Annotated in this window: 18 protein-coding genes; 14 read left to right on the top strand and 4 right to left on the bottom strand. The window is 68.2% G+C overall.

What is annotated here, in order from left to right:
- Window positions 1–52: 52 nt before the first annotated feature.
- The 3 genes from PPZ50_RS14325 to PPZ50_RS14315 all read left to right on the top strand — a co-directional run bounded on the left by PPZ50_RS14325 (window position 53) and on the right by PPZ50_RS14315 (window position 4,102).
- Window positions 53–2,440, top strand: a complete 2,388-nt coding sequence (locus tag PPZ50_RS14325; protein ID WP_066689567.1) for an ATP-binding protein — start codon at window positions 53–55, stop codon at window positions 2,438–2,440.
- A 57-nt stretch (window positions 2,441–2,497) separates the two neighbouring features.
- Window positions 2,498–2,851 (top strand): response regulator, encoded by a 354-nt coding sequence (locus PPZ50_RS14320; RefSeq protein ID WP_066689568.1) that lies wholly within the window; start codon window positions 2,498–2,500, stop codon window positions 2,849–2,851.
- A gap of 63 nt (window positions 2,852–2,914) precedes the next feature.
- On the top strand, window positions 2,915–4,102 hold the full coding sequence (locus PPZ50_RS14315; protein ID WP_272815355.1) for a hypothetical protein: 1,188 nt from the start codon (window positions 2,915–2,917) through the stop codon (window positions 4,100–4,102).
- 29 nt (window positions 4,103–4,131) lie between these two features.
- Here PPZ50_RS14315 and PPZ50_RS14310 read toward each other — a convergent pair whose 3' ends face one another.
- On the bottom strand, window positions 4,132–4,470 hold the full coding sequence (locus PPZ50_RS14310) for a hypothetical protein (protein ID WP_066689570.1): 339 nt from the start codon (window positions 4,468–4,470) through the stop codon (window positions 4,132–4,134).
- A 349-nt stretch (window positions 4,471–4,819) separates the two neighbouring features.
- Here PPZ50_RS14310 and recA point away from each other — a divergent pair, with 349 nt between their 5' ends.
- Window positions 4,820–5,914: a recombinase RecA gene (gene recA / locus PPZ50_RS14305; RefSeq protein ID WP_198158514.1), complete on the top strand. Its 1,095-nt coding sequence runs from the start codon at window positions 4,820–4,822 to the stop codon at window positions 5,912–5,914.
- Between the two features lie 217 nt (window positions 5,915–6,131).
- On the top strand, window positions 6,132–6,776 hold the full coding sequence (locus PPZ50_RS14300; protein ID WP_066689571.1) for a glutathione S-transferase family protein: 645 nt from the start codon (window positions 6,132–6,134) through the stop codon (window positions 6,774–6,776).
- On the opposite strand, the gene PPZ50_RS14295 is transcribed toward PPZ50_RS14300, so the two are convergent.
- Together PPZ50_RS14295 and PPZ50_RS14290 are read right to left on the bottom strand one after the other, a co-directional pair.
- A complete protein-coding gene (locus PPZ50_RS14295) occupies window positions 6,767–7,501 on the bottom strand; it encodes an alpha/beta fold hydrolase (RefSeq protein ID WP_066689572.1) in 735 nt (244 codons plus the stop codon). The genes PPZ50_RS14300 and PPZ50_RS14295 overlap by 10 nt on opposite strands.
- Window positions 7,502–7,588: 87 nt before the next feature.
- Entirely contained in the window at window positions 7,589–9,010 is a 1,422-nt protein-coding gene (locus tag PPZ50_RS14290) for an aminotransferase-like domain-containing protein (protein ID WP_272815354.1), read from the bottom strand.
- 53 nt (window positions 9,011–9,063) lie between these two features.
- On the opposite strand from PPZ50_RS14290, the gene PPZ50_RS14285 reads away from it, so the two are divergent.
- The 5 genes from PPZ50_RS14285 (at window position 9,064) to PPZ50_RS14265 (ending at window position 17,227) form a co-directional block, all read left to right on the top strand.
- Complete coding sequence (locus PPZ50_RS14285; RefSeq protein WP_272815353.1) at window positions 9,064–11,823, top strand: M16 family metallopeptidase; 2,760 nt, start codon at window positions 9,064–9,066, stop codon at window positions 11,821–11,823.
- Between the two features lie 77 nt (window positions 11,824–11,900).
- On the top strand, window positions 11,901–14,195 hold the full coding sequence (locus tag PPZ50_RS14280; RefSeq protein WP_272815352.1) for a TonB-dependent siderophore receptor: 2,295 nt from the start codon (window positions 11,901–11,903) through the stop codon (window positions 14,193–14,195).
- 19 nt (window positions 14,196–14,214) lie between these two features.
- Window positions 14,215–16,017: an ABC transporter ATP-binding protein/permease gene (locus tag PPZ50_RS14275; RefSeq protein ID WP_272815351.1), complete on the top strand. Its 1,803-nt coding sequence runs from the start codon at window positions 14,215–14,217 to the stop codon at window positions 16,015–16,017.
- A gap of 47 nt (window positions 16,018–16,064) precedes the next feature.
- The gene (locus PPZ50_RS14270) at window positions 16,065–16,388 is read left to right on the top strand and encodes a thioredoxin family protein (RefSeq protein WP_066689578.1); all 324 of its coding nucleotides are present in this window, start codon (window positions 16,065–16,067) and stop codon (window positions 16,386–16,388) included.
- Complete coding sequence (locus PPZ50_RS14265) at window positions 16,385–17,227, top strand: hypothetical protein (protein ID WP_272815350.1); 843 nt, start codon at window positions 16,385–16,387, stop codon at window positions 17,225–17,227. Before PPZ50_RS14270 ends, PPZ50_RS14265 begins: the two co-directional genes overlap by 4 nt.
- 23 nt (window positions 17,228–17,250) lie before the next feature.
- Here the strand turns inward: PPZ50_RS14265 and PPZ50_RS14260 are convergent, their stop codons facing one another.
- The gene (locus PPZ50_RS14260; RefSeq protein WP_272815349.1) at window positions 17,251–20,799 is read right to left on the bottom strand and encodes a hydantoinase B/oxoprolinase family protein; all 3,549 of its coding nucleotides are present in this window, start codon (window positions 20,797–20,799) and stop codon (window positions 17,251–17,253) included.
- 107 nt (window positions 20,800–20,906) lie between these two features.
- Between PPZ50_RS14260 and PPZ50_RS14255 the strand changes: the two genes are divergently transcribed.
- Genes PPZ50_RS14255 through PPZ50_RS14240 form a run of 4 tightly spaced genes read left to right on the top strand, consistent with a single transcriptional unit; the run spans window position 20,907 to window position 24,042 of the window.
- Window positions 20,907–21,416 carry a winged helix DNA-binding protein gene (locus tag PPZ50_RS14255; RefSeq protein ID WP_066689581.1) on the top strand — a complete coding sequence of 170 codons (510 nt, stop codon included), beginning with the start codon at window positions 20,907–20,909 and terminating at the stop codon, window positions 21,414–21,416.
- 15 nt (window positions 21,417–21,431) lie between these two features.
- On the top strand, window positions 21,432–22,097 hold the full coding sequence (locus PPZ50_RS14250; protein WP_066689582.1) for a DUF969 domain-containing protein: 666 nt from the start codon (window positions 21,432–21,434) through the stop codon (window positions 22,095–22,097).
- Entirely contained in the window at window positions 22,094–23,059 is a 966-nt protein-coding gene (locus tag PPZ50_RS14245; RefSeq protein ID WP_066689583.1) for a DUF979 domain-containing protein, read from the top strand. The genes PPZ50_RS14250 and PPZ50_RS14245 overlap by 4 nt, the downstream gene beginning before the upstream one ends.
- Entirely contained in the window at window positions 23,056–24,042 is a 987-nt protein-coding gene (locus PPZ50_RS14240; protein ID WP_272815348.1) for a DUF2891 domain-containing protein, read from the top strand. The genes PPZ50_RS14245 and PPZ50_RS14240 overlap by 4 nt, the downstream gene beginning before the upstream one ends.
- Window positions 24,043–24,089: the final 47 nt, after the last annotated feature.

Genomic DNA, 24,089 nt, shown 5'->3' with positions numbered 1-24,089 from the left:
CACCCGAACCGCCGCTTGACGCCGCCCCCCCAAGCGCCGCAACAGCTTCGACATGCTGTCGAAATCCCCGTCCGCCTCTTCGCCGGTCCTGCCGCTCGCCATCGCGCTGGTCGCCGGGGCCATCGCGGCCGGGATCATCCTGTGGACGATCGGCAGCCTGCCCGTGGCGATCGGCTTCGTCGCGGCGGCGGTCGTGTTGGCCGGCGTTGCGCTGGGCGTCCGCCACTGGACCGGATCGGCTGAAGCCACGGAGCCGGTGGTCGACTGGTCGCTGGCGCAGACGCTCGCCTCGGTCAGCCCGCACGCGCTCGCCGTCACCGACCGCGCCGGCCGCCTCGTCTGCGCCAACGACCGCTATGCCGCGCTGTTCGGCGGCTATCCGACTCCGCCCGGCGTGCTGGGCGATGGCGTCGATGCCAGCGCGCTGGCCGGCGCCGCCCGGTCGGCGTGGCGCGACGGCGATGCCAGGGTCACCGTGCGACAGGGCGACGCCCCGCTGGTCGCGACGCTCGCCCGCGCCGGGGAAGCGATGCTCGTCTGGCGTTTCGAAGGCGGACAGGCGATCGCCGAGGCGGTGACGATGCGCGCGATGATCGCGGGCGATGTCGGCGAACGGCTGGGCGGGGCGGGGGTGATGGTCGCGCTCCTGAGCGCCGATGGCCGTATCCGCGCCGCCAACCGCGTCTTCCGCGCCCGCGCCGTCGGCAACGAGGACGCCACGATCGAGGGCCGCGATTTCGCCCGTTTCCTCGTCACCGACAGCCGCGGCCGCGTCCGTTTCGAACGCGAAGGGCTGGGCGGCGACCCGCTTCGCATCGTGCAGGTGCCGTTCGTCGACGATCCCGACGGCCCGATGCTGGTCGCGATGCTGGACGAGGAAGAGGCGCCCGTCGGGCTGATGCCGATCGCCGCGCCGGGATCGGCGGCGCAGGTCCGCGCGCTCGTCTCGCTGCTGCCGGTCGGCATGGCGCTAGTCGATCGCGACGGCCGCTTCCTGCACATGAACGACGCCTTCGTCCGCGCGACCGGCGTCAATCCGGTCGCGCCGCCGCTCTATCCCGGCGACCTGGTGGTGCGCGAGGACAAGGCCGCGCTCGCCGATGCCGTCCGCCGCTTCGCCGGCGGGGCGCAGCACAGTGCCGACATGGCGGTCCGCCTCAACGACCGGTCGGAGGAGCCGATCGCGCTGTCGATCGCCGGTGCGCGCGGGCTGGGCGAAGCCGCCGTCGTCCTCTCGCTGCGCGATACCGGCGAGGAGGGCAAACTCAAGCGGCAGGTGGCGCAGGCGACCAAGATGCAGGCGGTCGGCCAGCTCGCCGGCGGCGTCGCGCATGATTTCAACAACATCCTGACCGCGATCATCGGCCATTGCGACCTGATGCTTATGCGCCATTCGCCCGGCGACAGCGACTATGACGACATCCAGCAGATCCGCGCCAATTCGAACCGCGCCGCCAGCCTGACCCGCCAGCTGCTCGCCTTCTCGCGCCAGCAGACGCTGCGCCCGCAGGTGCTGCAGCTGCCCGACGTGATTTCGGAGGTGTCGAACCTCCTGAAGCGCCTGCTCGGCGAGACCGTCCAGCTGGTCGTCAACCATGGTCGCGGGCTGGGCTCGGTCCGCGCCGATCCGGGCCAGCTCGAACAGGTCGTCGTCAACCTCGCGGTCAATGCCCGCGACGCGATGCTCTCGCAGGGCGGCAACCGCAACGTGCTGACCATCGAGACGCTGGCGACCAGCGCGCAGGAAGTCCGCGCGATGGACGACGACGTGCTGCCGGTCGGCGATTATGTGACGCTGAAGGTATCCGACACCGGCACCGGTATCCCCGCCGACGTGCTGCCCAAGATCTTCGAACCCTTCTTCACGACCAAGGAAGTGGGGAAGGGCACCGGCCTCGGCCTGTCGACCGTCTATGGCATCATCAAGCAGTCGGGCGGCTATATCTTTGCCGAATCGCGTCCGGGACAGGGGTCGACCTTCACCATCCACCTGCCGGTCCACGCCGCCGCCGCCGAACCGCCGCGCCTTGGCACCAATCCCAAGCTCAAGAGCGAGCCGACCGAGCCGGCCTGGGGATCGGGCACGATCCTGCTGGTCGAGGACGAGGACATGGTCCGCGCCATCGCCGAACGCGCGCTGGCGCGGCAGGGCTATACCGTCATGACCGCCGAACATGGCGAGGCCGCGCTCGAACTACTCGCCGACCGGCCGCATATCGACCTGCTGATCTCCGACGTCGTCATGCCGACGATGGACGGCCCGACGATGGTCCGCCATGTCCGCAAGGTCTATCCGACGCTGCCGATCCTGTTCATGTCGGGCTATGCCGAGGAACAGTTGCGACGGTCGATTGATCTGGATCAGGTTTCTTTCCTCCCGAAACCCTTTTCGGTACAGCAACTGGCGACGGCGGCGCGCGATGCGTTGGCAAAGTCCTGACCGGCGCGACGAAATCGGTTGCGGCGTTCCCGCTTTGACCGCTAAGGGTCGGCGCGTATGACGTCGCCTGCGCGTATCCTCCTGGTTGAGGACGAACCCCTGATCGCCATGATGCTCGAGGATTTCCTCGACATGCTCGGCCGCACCGTCGCCGGGACCGCCGACAGCGTGGCGTCCGCCGTGTCGGCGATCGACCAGGGTGGCATCGACGGCGCGATCCTCGACGTGCATCTGCGCGGCGGGGAAAAGAGCTGGCCGGTGGCGGACAAGCTGGCGGCGGCGGGCATCCCGTTCGTGCTGGCGACCGGCGGGTCGGGCGACACGATCGAACCGGCGCACCGCGACCGCCCGGTCCTGTCGAAGCCGTTCACGATGGACGCGGTCGAGCAGGCGCTGAACGACCTGGGGTGATCTGGGGCGTCGAGTTGGCGACGACCCATTGACACATCCTGGTGGGACAGCGAGCATGATACCATGCTGTCCTCGATCCTGCTGGTGGCCGCACAGACGACCGTCCCGCCTACAGTCGTTCCGACCGAAGAGATCGTCGTCGTCGGTCACCGCGCGACGGATGCACTGGCAGCCTGCCTGTCGCGCCAATGCCCGCCGGCCGAGGATGTAGAGGCTTCACTGCAAGCGTCGGTTGAGATGTTCTCCGGCGGACAATATGCCAAGGCCCGGCATACGCTGCTGCGGTCCATCGCGCGTAACCGCCGTCATGCCGCTCAACTGCCCGGACCGGTTTCCAGTCTGTATGCAACGCTCGCTACTGTCGCGGAACATGAGGGGTATCAGCGGGAATGGGTTTCCGCGTCGCGCAGCAACGTACAGGTTCTTCGCAAATATATGGGCGAGGACAACCCTTCGACATTGGTCGAGGAGATGGGCTTCGCCCGTGATCTGGTGGAAAACGGAAATGTCTCCACCGCATCCGGTATCCTGACCAAGGTTCAGCGCCTGGCGCTGAATACCGGAAAGAAGGATCTCGCAGCAGGAGCCACGTTCCGCCGGGCGTGGCTGGAAATGGGGTCGGGCAACGAGAAGCGCGCGATTCAACTGATGGACGAAGCCGTTGCGATCGCCGGCCCGGCCAACCGCGCCATGGCCGATCTGCGCGCGATATTCCTGGCGCGCATCGCCCTGCGCAAGGGGGATGCTGGTGCGATCGATGCGCTGGCCGCACGGCTCCGCCAGTCGGCTGTCGCCCGTCCGATGCTATTGTCTTCGCGACCGGTGGAGGACGTCAACGCCCCCGATGGTATGATTTCCAACGGGGCGGCGAATGGCGATATCGCATTGGCGGATGTGGGATACTGGATTCGGCCGGACGGACGAACCGCGGATGCGGAGATATTGACCCCGTCCGGACTGGGTCGATGGGAACGTGCCGTGCTGCAACAGGTCCGCGAACGGCGGTATATTCCGTTGGATGTACCCTCGGTGCATCCCGGCATTTACCGGATTGACCGTTTCACGATCCGATCGACCTTCAACTTCGTAACCGGTACGCGCATCGCGCAACGGTCGGGGCCGGCAACCACGCACATCGTCGACCTGACGGAGACCGAAGCGATGAGCGCCGCGCAGAAGCGCCGGGTCGCGGAAGCAGCCACGGCAGCGGCAGCAGACCAGATCGCCCCGGTCGGCTCGCCGATGCAATAGGCGCCACGGCACGGGGGAAGAAGAGCCGCTCAATGCTCCACCATCCCGCCCTCTGGCAGCCGCTCGCGCACTTCTGCCGCGATCGGCTGCACCAGGTTGCATTGTCGCGCCGACACGATCTTCGCGCCCCGCCGTACGACCAAGCCCGAGTCCGCCTTCGGATGGTTCAGCCCGTCCGCCCCGAACCCGGTCCGCACGATCCGATCGAACAGCGTGTAGGAATGACCCTTGTTGCGCGCGGTAACCTGCAACTCGCCCCCGCCCGAATAGCCGGTGCTCGCCCAGTACAGGTCGGACGCGACCAGTTCGATCCGCCCGGGTTGGCCATAGCGATAGACCGATGTCTTGCCCTGCGAACAAATCGACACGCGCTTGCGGCCGATCGTGCAGACGGCCAGCGGCGTTTCCGCTGGCGTGCAAAGCGAAGCGTCGCTGTCGTCAAGCGGTGTTCACGATGCCGGTAATGGCCCGGTCGCCGCAGTGGACAGCAGTCCGCCGATCCCAGTCGCCAGCGCCAGCCATGTCCGTGTCGTCATGTCGCTCTCCCTCCTTGGTGGCCCATCGTCTTTCTTGATGGCGGCACGGTCTACCAGCACCACGATCGCGTTTATCGCCGAAGCGAACAACTCTTGCGGAATGGGAACAAAACGAATACATGCAAATCCAACAAAGGCGCGTTGAACCCTCGACGCGGTTGCTCTACGCGAAAGGCTGGACATGGCGGCAAATCTGAAGGCGGTCGATAGCAAGATGGCGGCAGCGAACGACAAGGCGGCGGGCGAACGGCAAAAGGCGCTCGACGCCGCGCTGGCGCAGATCGACCGGGCATTCGGCAAGGGTTCGGCGATGAAGCTGGGCCAGAAGGAAGCGATGCAGGTCGAGGCGATCTCGACCGGGTCGCTCGGCCTCGACATCGCACTCGGCGTCGGCGGCCTTCCGCGCGGGCGCGTGATCGAAGTGTACGGGCCGGAAAGCTCGGGCAAGACGACGCTCGCGCTGCATGTGATCGCCGAGGCGCAGAAGAATGGCGGCACCGCCGCGTTCGTCGACGCCGAACACGCGCTCGACCCGGTCTATGCGAAGAAGCTGGGCGTCAACATCGACGAACTGATCGTGTCGCAGCCCGATACCGGCGAACAGGCGCTCGAAATCACCGATACGCTGGTCCGTTCGAACGCGATCGACGTGCTGGTGGTTGATTCGGTCGCAGCGCTCGTGCCGCGCGCGGAAATCGAGGGCGAGATGGGCGACAGCCATGTCGGCCTGCAGGCGCGCCTGATGTCGCAGAGCTTGCGCAAGCTGACCGGATCGATCAGCCGTTCGCGCTGCATGGTGATCTTCATCAACCAGCTGCGCATGAAGATCGGCGTGATGTACGGCAACCCGGAAACCACGACCGGCGGCAACGCGCTGAAATTCTACGCCTCGGTCCGGCTCGACATCCGTCGCACCGGCCAGATCAAGGACCGTGACGAGATCATCGGCAACGCGACCCGCGTGAAGGTGGTGAAGAACAAGGTCGCGCCTCCGTTCAAGCAGGTCGAATTCGACATCATGTACGGGCAGGGTATCTCGAAGATCGGCGAGATCCTCGACCTGGGCGTGAAGGCCGGCCTCGTCGAGAAATCGGGCGCGTGGTTCAGCTATGACAGCGTGCGGATCGGGCAGGGGCGTGAGAACGCCAAGACCTTCCTGACCGAACATCCGGAACTGCGCGACAAGCTGGAGGCCTCGATCCGGCAGCGGACCGAAAAGGTGGCCGAGGAAATGATGACCGGTCCCGATGCCGAGGATGGCGACGACGACATGTGAACCAACATCGGGCGGCCAAGGTGCCGCCCGATGGCTGTTTGTGGCAGGCTAAGTAGTTGTAAAATAGCTTTATTTGCGCAGGGGCGGGGACGCCGCAAACATACGAAATCCGTAACCTTCGCCAACTTCCGCGCCGCCGTTCGTCCGATCCGCTGCAACCGATCGCGGCCTGTCGCATTGCCTGCCTCATGTTCCGCAACGCCTTGGGAATTCAGCGATGATCGTCGTCCACCACCTCGAAAATTCCCGGTCGCAGCGGGTGCTCTGGCTGCTGGAGGAACTGGGCCTTCCCTATGCGGTGAAGCGCTATGAGCGGAACAAGGCGACGATGCTCGCACCGCCGGAACTGCGCCGCGTCCATCCGCTGGGCAAGTCGCCGGTGATCGAAGACAGCGACGCCGGCAGCGCCGGGGGATCGCTGGTCGTCGCCGAAACCGGGGCGATCGTCGAATATCTGGTCGAAAAGGCCGATGGCCGGCTGGGCATGCCCGTGCATCGCCGCAACGCGCTGCACTACCGCCATTTCCTGCACTATGCCGAAGGCTCGCTGATGCCGCCGCTGCTGGTCAAGCTGGTGCTCGGCCGCGTGCCGTTGCTGGGCAAGGCCGCGCAGAAGAAGGTGCAGCCGATGATCGACGTCCATCTCGACTATGTCGAACAGCACCTCGCCAGCCATGACTGGTTCGCCGGCGACGCGATGACCGCCGCCGACGTGATGATGAGCTTCCCGCTGGAGGCCGCCCGCAATCGCGCCGGGCTCGACGGTTCGCGCCCGCACATCATCGCCTGGCTCGACCGCATCCATGCTCGCCCGGCCTATCGCGCCGCGCTCGCCGCCGGCGGGGCCTATGCCTATGCCTGATCGGCTCGGCGGACATGATCCGCGATCAGCGCCGCCAGCCGGTCCGGCTGTTCGTAGGGGATGAGGTGCGCGGCGTCCGCCACCACCTCGACCCGGCCATCGGGATAATGCGGCAGGTTCAGCCGCCGCTGCGCCGCCTCGCCCAGATCGCCGTCCTCCGCCCCCGCGACGATCAGCGCCGGCACCCCGATGCGACCGACCCGTTCGCGCCAGTCCTCGCGGCTGCCATGCTCCAGCCACCCGGTCCATGCCGCCGCCCGGGCATGCCGCACGTCCGCAACCGCCTGTTCCCGCAGCACCGGCGGTAGCGGCGCGGCGCAGTTGGCATCGACGAACGCCGCCGCATCCTCCTGCGATATGCTGCCGTCCGCGAACCACTCGATCATCCGCGCCCGCCGCGCCTCGTCGATCGGTTCGGGCGCCGGCGGCGAAGCGGCGACCAGCACGACCCCGGCCACCGCCGGCCCCTCCTGCGCCGCGACGATCGTCGCGATCTTGCCGCCCATGCTGTGCCCCACCAGCACACACCGTCCGGCATCGGCCACCACCGGCCGCACCGCCGCGACCATGCCCGCCACGTCCCCGCCGCCGCGATCCGCCGCCGATCCGAAACCCGGCAGGTCGAGCGCGATCGATGGAACATCCCCCAGCCGCTCCCGCACCAATCGCCACGATCGCGCGCGCATGCCCAGCGCATGCAGGAAGATCAGGGTGGGGCGGGACATGGCAACTCGCGGCAGAGGGATCGGACCCGACCTCAAACCGCTATCGCGCCGGCGGTTCCGTCACGGGCGCCCCGCAACCGCGACCGGCTACGCCTGCAGGCAGGCCGCCAGCGTTTCGATCGCAAGGGGCGTCGTCGTCGTGACGTTGAAGCGCATATAGGCATTGTCGCTCTTCCCCAGCGAGAAATGCGATCCCGGCGCGGTCAGGAAACCGTGCTTCAGCATCGTCCGCGCGACCTCGATCCCGCTTCGCTCCGGCCCCAGCTCGGCCCACAGGAACATTCCCCCGCCCGCCGGCGCGACAGTGCAGGATGCCGCCGCCAACGCGTGCCGGAGGGTGGTGGCGCGCTGGGCGAGCGCGGTGCGGATGCGCTCGCAGCGCCGGCGATACAGGCCGTCGCTCAGGAACCGGTACAGGACGCGCTCCTGGGTCAGCATGTTGCCAAGCCCCTGGACCGGTCGGAACAGTCGCAACAGCTTCATCCGCGCCTCGTTCGCGACGATGAAGCCGGCGCCGACCTCGGGCGCCAGCACGTGCGACGACCCACCGACATGGATCACATGGTCCAACTGGTCGAGGACCGCCAACGGCACCACCGGCCGCCCGCCCGATGAGGGCGACAGGTCGGCATAGCTCGCATCGTCGACCAGCATCATGTCGAACTCGGCGGCGATCTCGATCAGCTTGCGCGCCTTGTGCAGCGAGATCGAACTGCCCGTCGGATTGTGCAGCACCGACGTCAGCAGGAACATCGCCGGTCGATAGCGCTCGCACAGCAGGCGCAGCACGTCGAGGTCCGGCCCGTCCGCCTCGCGCGGTACGCGCATGATCTCGGCACGCTGGGCCAGCAGGACCGATGTATGGATGAACGATGCGGGGTCCTCGACCAGCGCGAACGCACGCGGCCGGATGAAGGCGCGGATGACGAGGGTCAGTCCCGCCACGCACCCCGGAACGGTCATGATCGACGACAGCGCAGCATCGATCCCGTCGATCCGCAGCTTGTTCTGCACCTGCTCGCGCAGCGGCAGATAGCCGGCCGGATCGCCATAGCTGCCCAGGCGATAGCCGCCCGACGCGACACCCCGCACGACCCGATGCAGCTCGTCGAGCGACCCGTCGTCGTGCGACAACACGCCGCTGCCGGGGCAGCGATCGGGTGGCAGGCTGGAATGAATGAGCTGGAACGGCTCCAAGTCGACCGTCGGCCGCGCCGCGCTGTCCCCGACCGGCCGCGGGGCCGGGGCCGCGACGTAGAATCCCGCGCCCCGGCGGGCATGGAGATGTCCGCCGGCAACCAGCTTGTCATAGCCGCGTTGTACCGTGTCGCGACTGACCCCATATTCGGCTGCCATCGCGCGGATCGAGGGAAGCCGCTGATCGGGGATTAGCCTGCCGTCGCCGATGCTCGCTGCGATGGCGCGGACGATGCGCTCCACCTGGCCCGTCTCCGGTACGGATGCCGCGTCGAAATTGTCCTTGTCGTTCGGGTAGGACAGGCTGGTCATCTTTTCCGACTTTGGCCTGAAGCAAACCGGCCCGCAATCGGTAATGTCGGGGGATGGCAGCTTCCTTTCCGTTTATTGCGCTGATCGCCGCTTCGATGGGCGGATGGGTCGCGGCACCGGCGCCGCAACCGCGCGCAGGGGTGGCAAGGCCACCGGTAAAGGCGCCTGCTGTCCCGCAACGGGCGATTACCGATCCGATCACCCGGTTCACGCTGGCGAACGGCCTGACGGTCGTGGTGCAGACCAATCGTCGCGTCCCGCTGATCACCGCGACGCTGGTCTACAATGTCGGGTCGAAGGACGAGAAGCCGGGACAGCACGGCTATGCCCATCTGTTCGAACATCTGATGCTCGACGGCAGCGAGCATTGGAACCGGCATTCCTTCGACTCGCTGCGCGATCTGGGCGCCTCCGACTATAACGCGGTCACCAACCAGGACGAAACCCGCTTCTACGAGACGTTTCCGAGCGCGGCGCTGGAACGGGTGCTGTTCCTCGAAGCCGACCGCATGGGCCATATCGGGGGGGCGCTGACCGCCGATCGCGTCCGGCGCGAGGTCGGCGTAGTCCTGAACGAAAAGCGCCAGCGCGCTGCCCGGCCCGACGGCACCACCGACGCGATCAGCTTTGCCGACCTCTATCCCGCCGACCATCCCTATCGTCACAGCACGATCGGGGAGGAAGCGGATCTGAACGCCGTCACCGTGGAGGCGGCGCGGCAATGGTTCGACCGCTTCTACGGTCCCTCGAACGCCACGCTGATCCTGGCCGGCGACGTGACCGGCGACGACGCGCGGCGGCTGGTCGAGAAGTATTTCGGCGGTTTGGCGCCCCGGCTGCCGCTCGACCGGCTGCTGACGCGAAGCGTGCCGCTGGCCGGCGCGGTGCGGCGCGAAATCCATCGCGTCGTGCCGAGGGGGCGCATCGACGCGACCTACATCGCCCCGCCGCAAGGATCGCCGGACATCGCGTCGTTCGACCTCACGGCCCATATCATGGCGGCGGGTGCCCGCTCGCGCCTCAACCGGCGGCTGGTCGAGCAGCTGGGCATCGCCAACGGCGTCTTTCCGACGTTCGAGGAAGGGCAATTGTCGAGCCGCATGGGGTTCGTGGTCGACGGCATTCCCGCGGAGCAGATGGTGCGGGCGGAGGCGGAGATCGACGCGGTCATCGCGGAGTACGCGGCGAACGGTCCGACGCCGGCGGAACTGGCGGCGGCCCAGGCGGCGCGCATCCAATATATGGTCGGGTTGCAGGGCAGCACGTCGGGCAAGGCATTCCTGCTGGCGCGGGCGGCGGGGCAGACGGCCGATCCCAACTATGCCGAAACCTATTTCCGCCAGCTGCGAGAGGCTACGCCCGATAGGGTGCGCAAGGCTGTCGCGCCGGTCTATGGCGGCCCTGGCTATCGGCTGATCGCACGGCCGAAGCCGCAATTGCGGGCGGTGAGCGGCGGCTACGACCTGACCCGGGGGGCGCCACCGATGGGGCCGATGGCGCCGATCGTCTTTCCGGCGGTGGAGCGGGCGCAGCTGTTCAACGGATTGCAGGTCCTGCTGGTGCCGCGTCCGGGATCGATGACCGATGTCGTGCGCCTGCGCTTCGACGATGCCGGTTTCGCGGGGCCGTCGCGGCAGGTCGCCTCGCTGGCGTTCGACCTGCTGGCCGGGACGCAGACAACCCCGGACCAGCGCGTCCGCGCCGAACGGGCGGAGCGGCTGAACGGCCGGTTCGGCGCGATGGTCGAGCCCGATGATGCCGATCTGACGATGAACTGGAGCGCGGCGGAACGGACGCGCGGCATCGCCTTGCTCGGCGATCTGCTGACGAAGCCCGATCTGACGCCGCTGGCGGTCGCTGCCGCCAAGCAGGCGCGAACGGCGAAATTGCGGGAAGCACAGTCGAACGGCAACGCCCTTGCCGAACGCGCCCTCAATGCGGCGTTGTATGGCGAGGGGCATCCTCTTGCGGGTGGTCAACCGGTCGGGGGGATCGATGCGGGGCAGGTGCGCGAATGGGTTCGCGGGCATGTCCGGCCCGATCGGGCGACGCTGTATGTCGCGGCAGACACGACCATGGCGACGCTGCGACCGCTGCTGGAGACGGCGCTGGCCGGCTGGACCGCGATCGGGCCTGCCGCGCCGACCCCGGAAATGCCACCCGCACGAGGCGCTCCGACGCCGTCGCTGACCGTCATCGACCAGCCCGGAGCGTCGCAGACCTATATCATGGCGGGCCGCCTGTTGCCGCGTGCGGCGCGGCCGGACGGGGTCGATGCGACGGCGGCATGGGCCGCGAACGAGGTCTATGGCGGCAATCCGACTGCCCGGATCGGCAGCAACCTGCGGGTCGACAAGGGCTGGACCTATGGGATCGGGTCGGGGCTGTACGATAGCCGTGGCGAGCGGCACTGGATCCTGGCCGGCACGGTCGAGCGCGATCACAGCGGCGATGCGGTGGCCGAGCTCATCAAGGAGATGCGCGGCCTGACCGGCGACCGTCCGCCGGAGCAGGCGGAACTCGACCGCATCGCATCGGCCGCCGCGAACCAGAACGCCGCCAGGCTGGAGGGGGACAGCGACCTGTTGGCGGCGATGGCCGATGCGCAGTCGGACGGGCTGCCCCATGACGATGTCGTGCGGCAGCCGGCACGGCTGCGGGCACTGACGCTGGAGCAGCTGCGCGCGGCCTCCGCGCTGCTGGCGGACCCGAACAACGTCCATTGGGTCCTGGTCGGCGACTGGCAGCGCATCCGCGACCAGTTCACCGGCCTGAAGCTCGGGACGCCGGTCGTCGTCCCGTTGGGGCCATAGCGTCGAAATCACCCGGTGGGTCGCGGGGCGGCGATGCCGGGCAAGGCAAACCTTCATCAAAAAGGGGGATGGGGAACATGGGGAAACATCATATCGCTGCCGCCAGCCTGCTGGCACTCGCCACCGCCGCCCTGCCGGGAACGGCATGGGCGCAGGCAAGGACGCAATCGCAGCCGGCGATGCCGCTGGGCGACGCCTTGCAACGGATCGCAGCGGAATGGGGCTCACCGCTGAACATCGATCCGGACGCGATCCGCGGGCTGACCGCACGCCCGGTGCAGAATGCGCAGTCGGAGCGCGATGCGGTCGCGCAGGCGACGCGCGGGCTGCCGGTAGCGATCGACGTCAATGACGCGGGCGTCATCACCGTCCTGAACGACGTCGTCGTCATCGCCCGGCCGAACGAGGCGGAAACCAGCGTGCTGGTGCGCGGCTCAACCAGCTCCTCGCGCCTCGGCCAGTCGCTGCGCGATCAGCCGCGCAACACGCAGGTCATCTCCGCCAAGCTGCTGGAGCGGCAACAGGCGCAGACCCTGTCCGAAGCGCTGAGCAATGCCGGCGGCGTCGTCGTGAACAGCGCGACCGTGCAGGGCGGCGTCAGCTTCACGGTGCGCGGGTTCGACTCCAACGGCGCGGTCAACGGCCTGCCGTCGTCGTCCAGCGCGATGTTCGCGGCGGGTTCGACGCTGCCGCTGGCGAATGTCGAGCGGATCGAGGTGCTGAAAGGTCCCGACGCGATCCTGCTGGGTGGCGACAATCTGGGCGGGACGATCAACATCGTCACCAAGAAGCCCAATGCCGAGGAACGGCTGTATGTGTCGAGCGATGTGGGATCGTTCGGGCTGATCCGCGGGACGCTCGACGCCAATCTCGCGATCTCCGACGACAATCGCTTCAGCGCGCGCATCGTCGCGACCGCGGCGACCGCCGACCGCAATTTCGGCGGCTATCGCGGGACCGAGGATTATCTGTTCGCGCCCGGCCTGCGATACAAGAACGGCAGCACCGACATCATCGTGTCGGCGACGCTGGGAAACCAGATCTTCGGCATGCCGCCCTATACGGTGCTGAACACCGCCACCGGAAAGCCATTCGACGTCGCGTTCGACCGCCCGCTGGTCGGCGGCAAGGATCAGGGCGTCCAGATCGAAACGACGCAGTTCAATGCGGAAATCACCCAGAAGCTGACCGACTGGCTGACCATCGTCGGCCGTGCCCAGCATCAGAAGATCAATTTCACGCTGGCGCAATATTCGCCGTTCGTCGTTCTCGACAATTCGGGCGTGTTGCTGATTTCGACCGGTGGTACGCGCCAGACGTCGAAAAACGATGCCTTCGACACGTTCGCGCGGGTCACGTTCGATACCGGGCCGCTGTCGCACAAGCTGGTCGGAGGCATGACCCAGGTCGATGCGACGATCGATTCGATCTATGCCAGCGACGGCAACATGTTCCCGTACAATTTCCTGATGCCCGAACCGCTGCCGCCGCTGGCGGTGAACTTCAACGCGACCGCTACGTCGATCATGACGCAGCGCGGCTATTACGGCCAGTATCTGGTGGGGATCGGGCCGATCCACCTGACAGCCGGGCTGCGCCGCAACGAGATGAAGTCGCGCTCGATCTTCAACGGGGTTCCGGCCCGGCCCTATGAAGGCGGCAAGACGGTTCCGAACTATGGCGCGGTCGTCGATATCACCGACCATTTCTCGGTCTTCGGCACGCTGGCCTATGGCTATATCCAGAATTTCCTGACCGACCGTTTCCGCAACCGCCTGCCCGACAACCAGACGCGCAACGCGGAAACCGGCATCAAATGGGACCTGTTCGACGAACGCGTCCTGCTCAACGCATCGTGGTTCAGCATCCGACAGACCAATTTGCTGGTCCCCGATCCGGTCAATCGCCGGTTCCAGGTCGCGATCCCCGGTCAGCTGGGGCAGGGGATCGACGTGAACCTGACCGGCAATCCCATCCCGGGGCTGTCGCTGTCCGCTGCCTTCACCCGGACCAAATACCGCTTCCTCGTGCCGTCGGCGGTGCTGGGCGACACCGTCAACGGCCAGCCGCGCGACGTGTACAGCCTGTACGGATCGTATGAGCACAAGATCGGCGAGCGGGCGAAGGCCGGCATCGGCGCGCAGGTCGCCGGACAGTCGAGTTCGGCGATCGACATGTTCGACCGCTATCGCACGCCGGGCGCGGTCCTTGCGCATCTCAACGGCTTCCTGTCGGTCGGCGATCTTGACATCAACATCGGCGTGCGAAACCTGTTCGATCGCCGCACGTACCAGCCGACGCGCTTCACCAATTATCTTCCGCTGGGGGAGACGCGGACCTGGCGCCTGACGGTCGGTTACCGCTTTTTCTGATCGACAGGGCCCCTGACGCATGATGCCGCAACCCACGCAGAGCGGGGAGGTCCGTCGCGAGACGGGCCTTGCCCCACCCCAGGACGCTACCGCACGGTGGCGCGATGCGTGGCGGCTGGTCAGCGCCTATTGGCGGTCGCCGGACTGGAAATTCGCGTGGTTCGCCCTGATCACGCTGCTGTTCTTCCAGTTCGGCACCGCCTTCATCCTGCTGCGCACGAACCAGTGGCAGCGGCAGTTCTTCGACGCGATCGAACAGCGCGACCAGGCGCAGCTGGTCCCGCTGATGATCGTGTTCCTCGCCATCATGGCGATGCAGGTCGCGATGATCCTGACCGAGAACCTGATCGACGGGCTGCTGTCGATCCGGTGGCGGACCTATCTGACGCGCGACTATCTCGACCGCTGGATGCGCCGCAATCGCTATGCCGAGATCGAACGGCTGCGGATCATCGACAATCCCGACCAGCGTATCGCCGACGACCTGAACAACATCACCGCGGCGGTCGGCATGTCGGTCGGCGTGCTGCACATCGCGCTGCGCCTGCTCGGATCGATCGTCAGCGGCATCACCTTTGCAATGATCCTGCTCGAAACCGCGCCGCCGATCGAGCTTTCGCTGGGCGGCAACGCCTTTTCGATTCCCGGCAGCACGGTGTGGTACGCCGTCGCCTATGCGCTGATCGGATCGTATCTGACGGCCAAGATCGGGCAACCCTTTGTCCGGGCGATGATGCGCCAGCAGCACCGCGAAGCCGATTTCCGCTCCGGCCTGATCCATGTGCGGCGCAATGCCGCGCAGATCGGGCTGGCCGGCGCGGTCGCGACCGAACGGCAGGCGATGGAACGGTCGTTCGACGCGGTGCGCCTGAACTTTCGATCGGTGATCTACAGTTCGCTCGGACTGACCGGCGCCAGCAGCATCTATGACCGGATGGGCACGGTGCTGCCGCTGTTCATCATGGTGCCGACCTATTTCGCCGGCGGCATGAGTTTCGGACAGCTGATGGCCGGGCGCGATGCCTTCGCGCAACTGGGCATGCAGCTCGGCTATTTCGTCAAAAGCTATCAGCTGATCGGTCAGCAGGTCAGCTATTTCAACCGTATCAAGGGGCTGGACGACGCGCTGGACGAAGCCGGTCCGGTCGGGATCGCGGTCGGTGCGGGAACGGTGCCGGGCATCGTCCTGGCGACGCAAGGCCTTGCGCTGCGCCGCCCGCATGGCGAGGCGATGGTGACGATCGGCGACTGGTCGGTCCGCACCGGCGAACGCTGGGCGCTGCGCGGTCCGTCGGGCGCGGGCAAGTCGACGCTGGTGCGTGCCCTTGCCGGCCTGTGGCCCGATGGCCATGGCAGCGTCGCGCTGGCGAACGATCGCCGGGTGATGTTCGTGCCGCAGCGGCTCTACCTGCCGCTCGGGACGCTGAAGGCCGCGGTCTGCTTTCCCGACCGGCCGGAGGAGCATGACGACGTCGTGGTCCAGGCGCTGCTGCGCCGCGTGCGGCTGGGCAATCTGACCGATCAGATCCATGCCGTGCGGCTGTGGCAGGAGGAGCTGTCGCCGGGCGAGCAGCAGCGGATCGCGCTGGCCCGCATCCTGCTGCATCGCCCCGACGTGCTGGTGCTCGACGAAGCGACCAGCGCGCTCGACGCCGACAATACCCGCAATTTCTACGACAGCGTGGCCGGTGAAATCCCGGGCGCGACGATCATCAGCGTCATCCATGACGAAACGCTGCTGAAGCACCACACCCACAGTCTCACCATCGTCGACGGACAGGCGCAGGCCGCCGCCATCGAGCAACCCACCGGGCACGGCTGACGCCGCGCCCGGACGGCGCGGCCATGCCGCAAAGGATCACGACAGCCATGGTTCGCAAGGTTACCGATGTCACCGGTATGGATTTCGTCGACGTCACCGCGCAGGAGGGGGCGACCCTGTTCGACCTGTGGTCGCCCGCTTGCGCGCCCTGCGCCGCGCTGTCTCCGATCCTCGACGATCTGGCGCGGGACTTTGCGGACGATCTGCGCATCTGCAAGGCGAATGTCGCCGCCGACACGACGCTGGGCGAGCATTTTTCCGTCCGTTCGCTGCCGACGCTTTCGCTGTATCGTGACGGCGCGGAGGTCGACCGCGTCATCGGTTTCCGGTCGCGGGCGCAGCTGACCGCGTGGATCGAGAGCCTTTTGTGAGCGGCGCGTTCGGGGGCGATCCGGCGGTCAAGGCGGCGCTGCTCGATCGGCTGCGGGCGCATGTGGCGGACGATACGCTGCGGTTCGGGGCGACGGCATGGGACGGGCGCGGGGGCACGCCGCTGGGCGTATCGACCCGGGGCGGCGACAGCGCCGACTATGCCGATCGCTTCGGCTATCCGCTGGCCCTGGCGGGATTGCTCGATCCGATGACCGCTTATGCCGGTCCCGATCGGGCGGTCGATGCGGCGCTGGCCTGGGTGGAGCGCGTGCCGCCCGGTGCCGACCTGTCCCCGGTGCCCGAACGAATCGTCGATCATCTGTTGGGTGAGATGGCGGCCGACCGGCTGGCCGTATCCTGTCGTGCCGAACTCGGCCAGCTATACCGTGCCGAGGCATCCGGGACGCCGCCGGCGCGACGCGACTGGGCGGAACTGCGTCGGCGGATCGAGCGGGCGGCGGAGGAGGAGCCGCCGTCGAGCGATGCGCGGGTCGCGCTGACCGCCTGTGCCACCGCCTGCTGGCCGCTGACGACCAGCAGCTCGGTCCTGCCGACGCTGATCGCCGTCTGGCTGAAGGACGCCAGTCGCGTGCCGGACCCCGAATTCGGCGAAGCGGTTCGGGAGCGGGCGCATGGCATGCTCGACCAGATCTATCGCGAAACCCAGCCGTTGCGCGATGCGGGCGAGGCGGTGGACATTCCCGCGCGGTTCCGCGCCCGTGCGCCCGCGCTTGCCGCCGCGTATGAGGCGCAGCTTGCGCGCGCCAATGCGCGCTACATCGATCGTGCGCGGTCGGTGCCGGACATGGTGCTCGCGCATCTCGCCGCCGTCGGCTGATCCCGGCGAACGGGTAGGGCGGCTCAGGCGGCGCCGTAGCCGCCGCCCCCCGGGGTTTCGATAACGAAGCGGTCGCCTGGCCGCAGGTCGACCTGATCGACGCCGCCCAAGGGCCGGATGCTGCCGTCGTGCCGTTCGACCCGCTGCGTGCCGACCGCGCCGTCGCCGCCGCCGGCGAGGCCGAAGGGCGCGACCGTCCGGCGGGAGGCGACGATGGTGGCGGTCATCGGCTCCAGCGCGGTGATCGCACGGACCACGCCGTCGCCGCCCGACCGTGCTCCCTTGCCGCCCGATCCCCGGCGGATCGCGAACCGGTCGAGCCGGACCGGGTAGCGATGCTCGAGGATTTCCGGGTCGGTGATCCGCGTGTTGGTCATGTGGCTGTGCACCGCGGACGTGCCGGCAAAGTCCGGCCCCGCGCCGGTCCCGCCGCAGATCGTTTCGTAATATTGATAGCGGTCGTTGCCGAACAGGAAGTTGTTCATCGTCCCCTGCGCCGCCGCGCAGGCGCCCAGCGCGCCGAGCAGCGCGTTGCAGACAGCCTGACTGACCTCGGTATTGCCCGCGACCACGGCGCGGCCCGGCGGCGGCGACAGGAACGTGTCGTCGGGGATGACGATGGTGAGCGGCGCGAGACAGCCTTCGTTGAGCGGCAGGTCTTCACCGACCAGGCAGCGAAAGGCGTAGAGGACGACCGCGCGCGTGACCGCGGGGGGTGCGTTGATATTGCCGGTGCTGGCCGGACCGGTGCCGGTGAAGTCGATCGTCGCCGCACGCGCCGCATGGTCGATGGTGACGCGGACCTTGAGCGGCGTGCCGTCGTCCATTGCATAGTCGAACGCTCCGTCCGCCAGACGGGTCAGCACGCGGCGGATGCTTTCCTCGGCATGGGCCATGACATGCCTCATATAGGCTTCGACGACGTGCCAGCCGCTGGCGGCGACCAGCGCGGACAGTTCGGCGATGCCGGTCGCGTTGGCGGCAAGCTGCGCCTTGATGTCGGCCACATTGGTATCGGGGCTGCGGGCCGGATAGCGCGCGTCGGACAGCAGCGCACGGAACGCGTCCTCGCGCAGCTGCCCGCCATCGACCAGCAGGAAGTCGTCGATCACCACGCCTTCCTCCTCTAGCGTGCGCGAAGCGGGGGGCGTCGAGCCAGGGGTCAGCCCGCCGATATCGGCGTGATGGCCGCGATTGGCGACGAAGAAGCGGATGTCGCGCCCCGCATCGTCGAACACCGGCGCGATCACCGTCACGTCGGGCAGATGGGTGCCGCCGTTGAACGGATTGTTGAGCGCGACGACGTCGCCCGGCTTCAGCGTCTTCCCCCGGCTGGCGAGGATGGTGCGCACGCTCTCCCCCATCGCCCCCAGATGCACCGGGACATGCGGCGCGTTGGCGACCAGCCGCCCCTGCGCATCGAACAGCGCGCACGAAAAGTCGAGCCGTTCCTTCATGTTGACGCTGCTGGCGGTGTTGCGCAGCACGACGCCCATCCGCTCGGCAATGCCCATGAAGCGGGTATTGAACAGTTCGAGCTGGATCGGATCGACGACCGCCGGATCGAGCGCGCCGCGCGCGGCGGCCCCGTCGTGGCGCAGGACCAGTTCGCCGCCAGCGCCGACCTCGACGGTCCAGCCCGGTTCGACCATCGTCGTCGCGATCGCTTCGCGGATCAGCGCGGGGCCGGCGATCCGGTCGCCGGGGCGCAGGCCGGCACGGTCATGGACCGGCGTGCGATGGTCCGCGCCGCCGGTCCACACGGTCACATGGTCCAGCGGCGCGGGCAGGCCACCATCGCGCGGCGGCAGCGGCACGGGCGCAACCGGTTCGCCGGCGACAATCGCCTCCACCACCACACTGTCGATGACGATGGCGCGCTCGGGACTGACGAAGCCGAACCGGGCGCGATGCGCCTGTTCGAACGCCGCGCGCATCGCATCCTCATCGGCCCAGTCGACCGGCAGCGCGGTATCGGTGCCGGCATAGCGCAGATTGACCGTCACCACCCGGCGAGCGTCCGCACCGACCTCCCGCGCGGCGTCGTCGCCAAGCGTCGCGACCAGCGCGTCCAGCGCCGCGCCCAGCGGCTGTTCGACCGAACGCTGCCGGATCGCGACCTTGTCGGCCAGCCCCATGCCATAGGCGGACAGCACCCCGGCGAACGGATGGATCAGGACCGTGCGCATCCCCAGCACCTCCGCCACGCGGCAGGCATGCTGCCCGCCCGCGCCACCGAAACATTGCAGCGCGAAAGTCGCGACATCCTCCCCCTGTTCGAGTGCGACGCGCTTGATCGCGGCGGCCATCTGCGCGACCGCGACGTCGAGGAAACCTTCGGCAACCCGACGCGGATCGTCCATGCCCGTCCGTACGGCGAGATCGAAAAAGCCGCCCCGCGTCGCGGCGAGGTCGAGCGGTTCGTCGCCGTTCGGGCCGAACACCGCCGGGAAATAGGCCGGCTGAATCTTGCCGACCAGCACGTTCGCATCGGTCACGGTCAGCGGCCCGCCCCGCCGGTAGCAGGCCGGCCCCGGATCGGCTCCCGCGCTGTCGGGCCCGACGCGGAACCGCGACCCGTCATAGTGCAGGATCGAACCGCCGCCCGCCGCCACCGTCTCGATCGACATCATCGGCACGCGCATCGCGACACCGGCGATCTCGGCGTCCAGCACCCGCTCGAACCGGCCGGCATAGAGCGCGACGTCGGTCGAGGTGCCGCCCATGTCGAACCCGATTACCCGGTCGAACCCGGCGGCTTCCGCTGTCCGCGCCGCCGCGACGACGCCGCCTGCCGGTCCGGACAGGATCGCGTCCTTGCCCTGGAACGCCCGCGCATCGGCCAGCCCGCCGCTCGACTGCATGAAGTGCAGCGGAACGGGGCCGAGCGCGCCTGCCACCCGGTCGACATAGCGGCGCAGCACTGGCGACAGATAGGCATCGACCACCGTCGTCCGCCCGCGCGCGACGAGCCCGATCAGCGGGCTGACCGCATGGCTGGCCGAGACCTGCGCGAACCCGGCCTGCCGGGCGAGTGCGGCGACCCGCGCCTCGGTCGCGGCATGCGCCCAGCCATGGGTGAGCGCGATCGCGACGGCGTCATACCCCTCCACCCGGCGGGCGGTCAGCAGGGCGAGCGTCCCGGCATCGTCGAGCGGTAGGACCTCCACGCCGTCGCGATCGATCCGCCCGCCGATTTCGATCACATCGTCGTACAGCGGCGCGGGGCGGCGGATCGCCAGGTCGAACAGGCGCGGCCGGGTCTGGTCGCCGATCGCCAGCAGGTCGGCAAAGCCGCGATCGACCACCAGCAAAGTCCGTGCGCCCTTGCGTTCCAGCAGCGCGTTGGTCGCGACGGTCGTACCCATCTTGACCGCGGCGATGGCCTCGGCCGGCAGCGGGGCGTCGTCCGCCAGCTTCAGGATGGTGCGGATGCCGGCGACCGCCGCATCGGCATAGCGTTCCGGGTTTTCGCTCAGCAGCTTGGCGGTCTGCAACGATCCATCGGGCGCGCGGGCGACGATGTCGGTGAAGGTGCCGCCCCGATCGATCCAGAAAGACCAGCCCGCCATGTCCATCCTCCGTGACGAATCGTCGATAAATCGTCGACAAATGATCAAGCTGGATTGACAGATTTGCGCGCCGGCGCAACCCTCCGCCGGAGAAAGGGGATCGGGGCATGGCACAGGACAGGCGGGCTATCGTATCGTCGGCGCATCTTGCCGATGGCGCCGCGCCCGCTTTGTCCGAGTTGGAGTTCAGCCTGACGCTGGCGGCGGCATCCTATCAACGCTGGATCGCGCGTTGCGCGGCGGCCGCCGGTCTGGCGCTGTCGCCGCTGGAGGTGCTGATTCTCCATACCGTCCGCCACCGCGACCGGGCGAAGCGGATCGCCGACATCACCCTTGTCCTCGATATCGAGGACACGCACCTCGTCACCTACGCCATCCGCAAGCTGGAGCGCGCCGGGCTGATCGCGACGCACCGTGCGGGGAAGGAAAAGCTGGTCGCGGCGACCGATGCCGGCCGCGATTTCTGCGCGCAATATCGCGAAATCCGCGAGCGGGTCCTGGCCAGCGCGATCGTCGCCGACGGGCCCGACAGCGCGCAACTGTCCGACGCGGCCGACCTGCTGCGCCGCCTGTCGGGGCAGTATAACCAGGCGGCCCGCGCCGCCGCGACCTTGTAAGGGGGGAGGGGCGCCATGCTGGTCCTGTCGGGGATCGCGATCATCATCATCGGCTTCGCGCTGCGGGTGAACCCATTGCTGGTCGTCACCGTCGCGGCGCTGGCCAGCGCGGCCGCCGCCGGCCATGGCCCGGTCGAGGTCGTAGCGATGATCGGCAAGGCGTTTGTCGATGCCCGGTTCCTGGCGATCCCGTTCCTCGTGCTGCCGACGATCGGCCTGCTGGAGCGCGCCGGGCTGCGGGTCCGGGCGCGCGCCATCGTGCAGGGGCTGCGCCGCGCGACGGCGGGCCGGGTGCTGATCGGCTATCTCGCGCTGCGCCAGATCACGGCGGCGCTCGGCCTGATCTCGCTTGGCGGGCATCCGCAGATGGTGCGGCCGATCGTGGCGCCGATGGCCGAGGGTGCGGAGGAGCGCGACGAACACCGGCCGCTTGATCCGCAGACCCGCGATCACATCCGCGCCCATGCCGCCGCCGTCGACAATATCGGCGTGTTCTTCGGCGAGGATGTGTTCATCGCGGTCGGATCGATCCTGCTGATCCGTGCGATCCTCGAACAGGATGGCGTGACCGTCGCGCCGCTCGAAGTGGCGGTGTGGGCGATCCCGACCGCGATCGCCGCATTCCTCGTCCATGGCGCGCGGCTGCTGCTGCTCGACCGTCGCCTGAAGCGTCGCGCATGATCGGGCTGGACGCGCTCGGCATCGCGGCGGCGACCCTGCCGGCGGCGGTCGCGATCCATCATGCGCTCGACCGGGCGGAGCCGACGCGGTGGCGCAATGCGGGCTTCTGGGGCGTGTTCGCTCTGCTGCTGGGGGTGGGGCCGTGGCTGCCCGACCTGGCGAATGGCTGCCTCGTCCTCGTCATGGTCGGTCTTGCCACCTGGGGACTGCACCCGGTGCCGCCCGCACCCAGTTCGGCGGAGGCGCAGGGCGTGCAGGCGGCGCGGCTGGGCAACTGGCTGTTCGTGCCGGCGCTTGCGATACCGCTGGTGACGCTCGCAGGGACGCTGTCGGTCGGCGACGGTCGCATTGCAGGCGCCCCAGTGATCGATCCGAAACAGGTGACTTTGGTCGCGTTGACCATCGGCGCGGTCGTCGCGCTGGTGCTGGCGATGCGGCTTACCCGCCTGCCGCGGTCCGCGCCGGTGGCGGAGGCGCGGCGGCTGGTCGATGCGATCGGCTGGGCGATCGTCCTGCCGCAAATGCTGGCGGCGTTGGGCGGCGTCTTCGCGCTGGCCGGTGTGGGGAAGGTTGTGGCGGACGGGGTCGTGAATGTCGTCGCGCTCGATACGCCGCTGCTCGCCACCATCGCCTATTGCGTCGGCATGGCGCTGTTCACGATGGTGATGGGCAATGCCTTTGCCGCCTTTCCGATCATGACCGCCGGCATCGGGCTGCCGATCGTCATCCGCCAGTTCGGCGGCGATCCCGCGATCGTCGCGGCATTGGGCATGTTGTCGGGCTTTTGCGGCACGCTGATGACGCCGATGGCGGCCAATTTCAACATCGTGCCGGCCGCGATCCTCGAATTGCGCGACCGTTTCGGCGTCATCCGCGTGCAATGGCCGACGGCGATCGTCCTGCTCGTCTTCAATATCGCAGTGCTGGCGCTGTGCGCCTTTCCCGGAGGACTGGTTCGATGACTCCCGATCAGGCAGCGGCGTTCGCCCGCATCGCGCTGGGCCATGTGACGCGCGAATATCCGCACAAGGCGGACCATGTGATGACCGGCGATGCCGACGCCTATCTGCCGCGCCGGGTGCATCCGATCTTCTTCGGCAGCTTCGACTGGCATAGCTGCGTCCATGGCTATTGGCTGCTGACGCGCATCCGCCGCCTGTTCCCCGATCTGGCCGAAGCCGCCGCGATCGACGCGCTGTTCGCCGATGCCTTCACCGCGGAGAAGGTGGCGGCGGAGCGCGCCTATCTCGACCAACCGATGTCGCGCGGGTTCGAACGACCCTATGGCTGGGCGTGGTTGCTGATGCTGCACAGCGAACTGATCGTCGCCGGCAGCCCGCATGCCGCGACGCTGCGTCCGCTGGCCGATGCCTTTGCCGAGCGCTGGCGCGCGCATCTGCCGCTGATGACCTATCCGGTGCGGGTTGGCATCCATGCCAATACCGGTTTCGCGGTGGTGCTGGCCGATCGCTATGCGCGGGTGACGGGCGATACGGCGCTGCGCGAATTGATGGCGGAGCGGGTGCGGCACTGGTTCGGCACCGACCGCGCGGCGCAGGCGTGGGAGCCGAGTGGCGAGGATTTTCTGTCGCCGGTGCTGATGGAGGCGATGGCGATGCAGCGCGTGCTGCCCGCCGACGCCTTTGTCGCGTGGTTCGCCGACTTCCTGCCCGCGCTGGGGGCAGGTGAGCCGGCGACGCTGCTCACCCCGGCGCGGATCAGCGACCGCAGCGACGGGCGCATCGCCCATCTCGACGGCCTGAACCTCAGCCGCGCCTGGGCGATGCGCGCGCTGGCACCCGCGATCGGCGGTACTGCGGGCGGCGTGCTGGAGGCTGCCGCCGATGCGCATCTGTCCGCCGCGCTGGGCGAGATTGCGGGCGACTATATGGGCGAACACTGGCTCGCGACCTTTGCCTTGCTGGCGCTGACCGGGGTCGATTGATCGCGGGCCCGGCGATGCCCGCTTCTCACCACGGAAGCGGCGGTATA

Origin of the sequence: Sphingomonas hankookensis (assembly GCF_028551275.1) — a bacterium.
Taxonomy (GTDB): domain Bacteria; phylum Pseudomonadota; class Alphaproteobacteria; order Sphingomonadales; family Sphingomonadaceae; genus Sphingomonas; species Sphingomonas hankookensis_A.
This window is presented reverse-complemented; position numbering and strand designations above follow the sequence as displayed.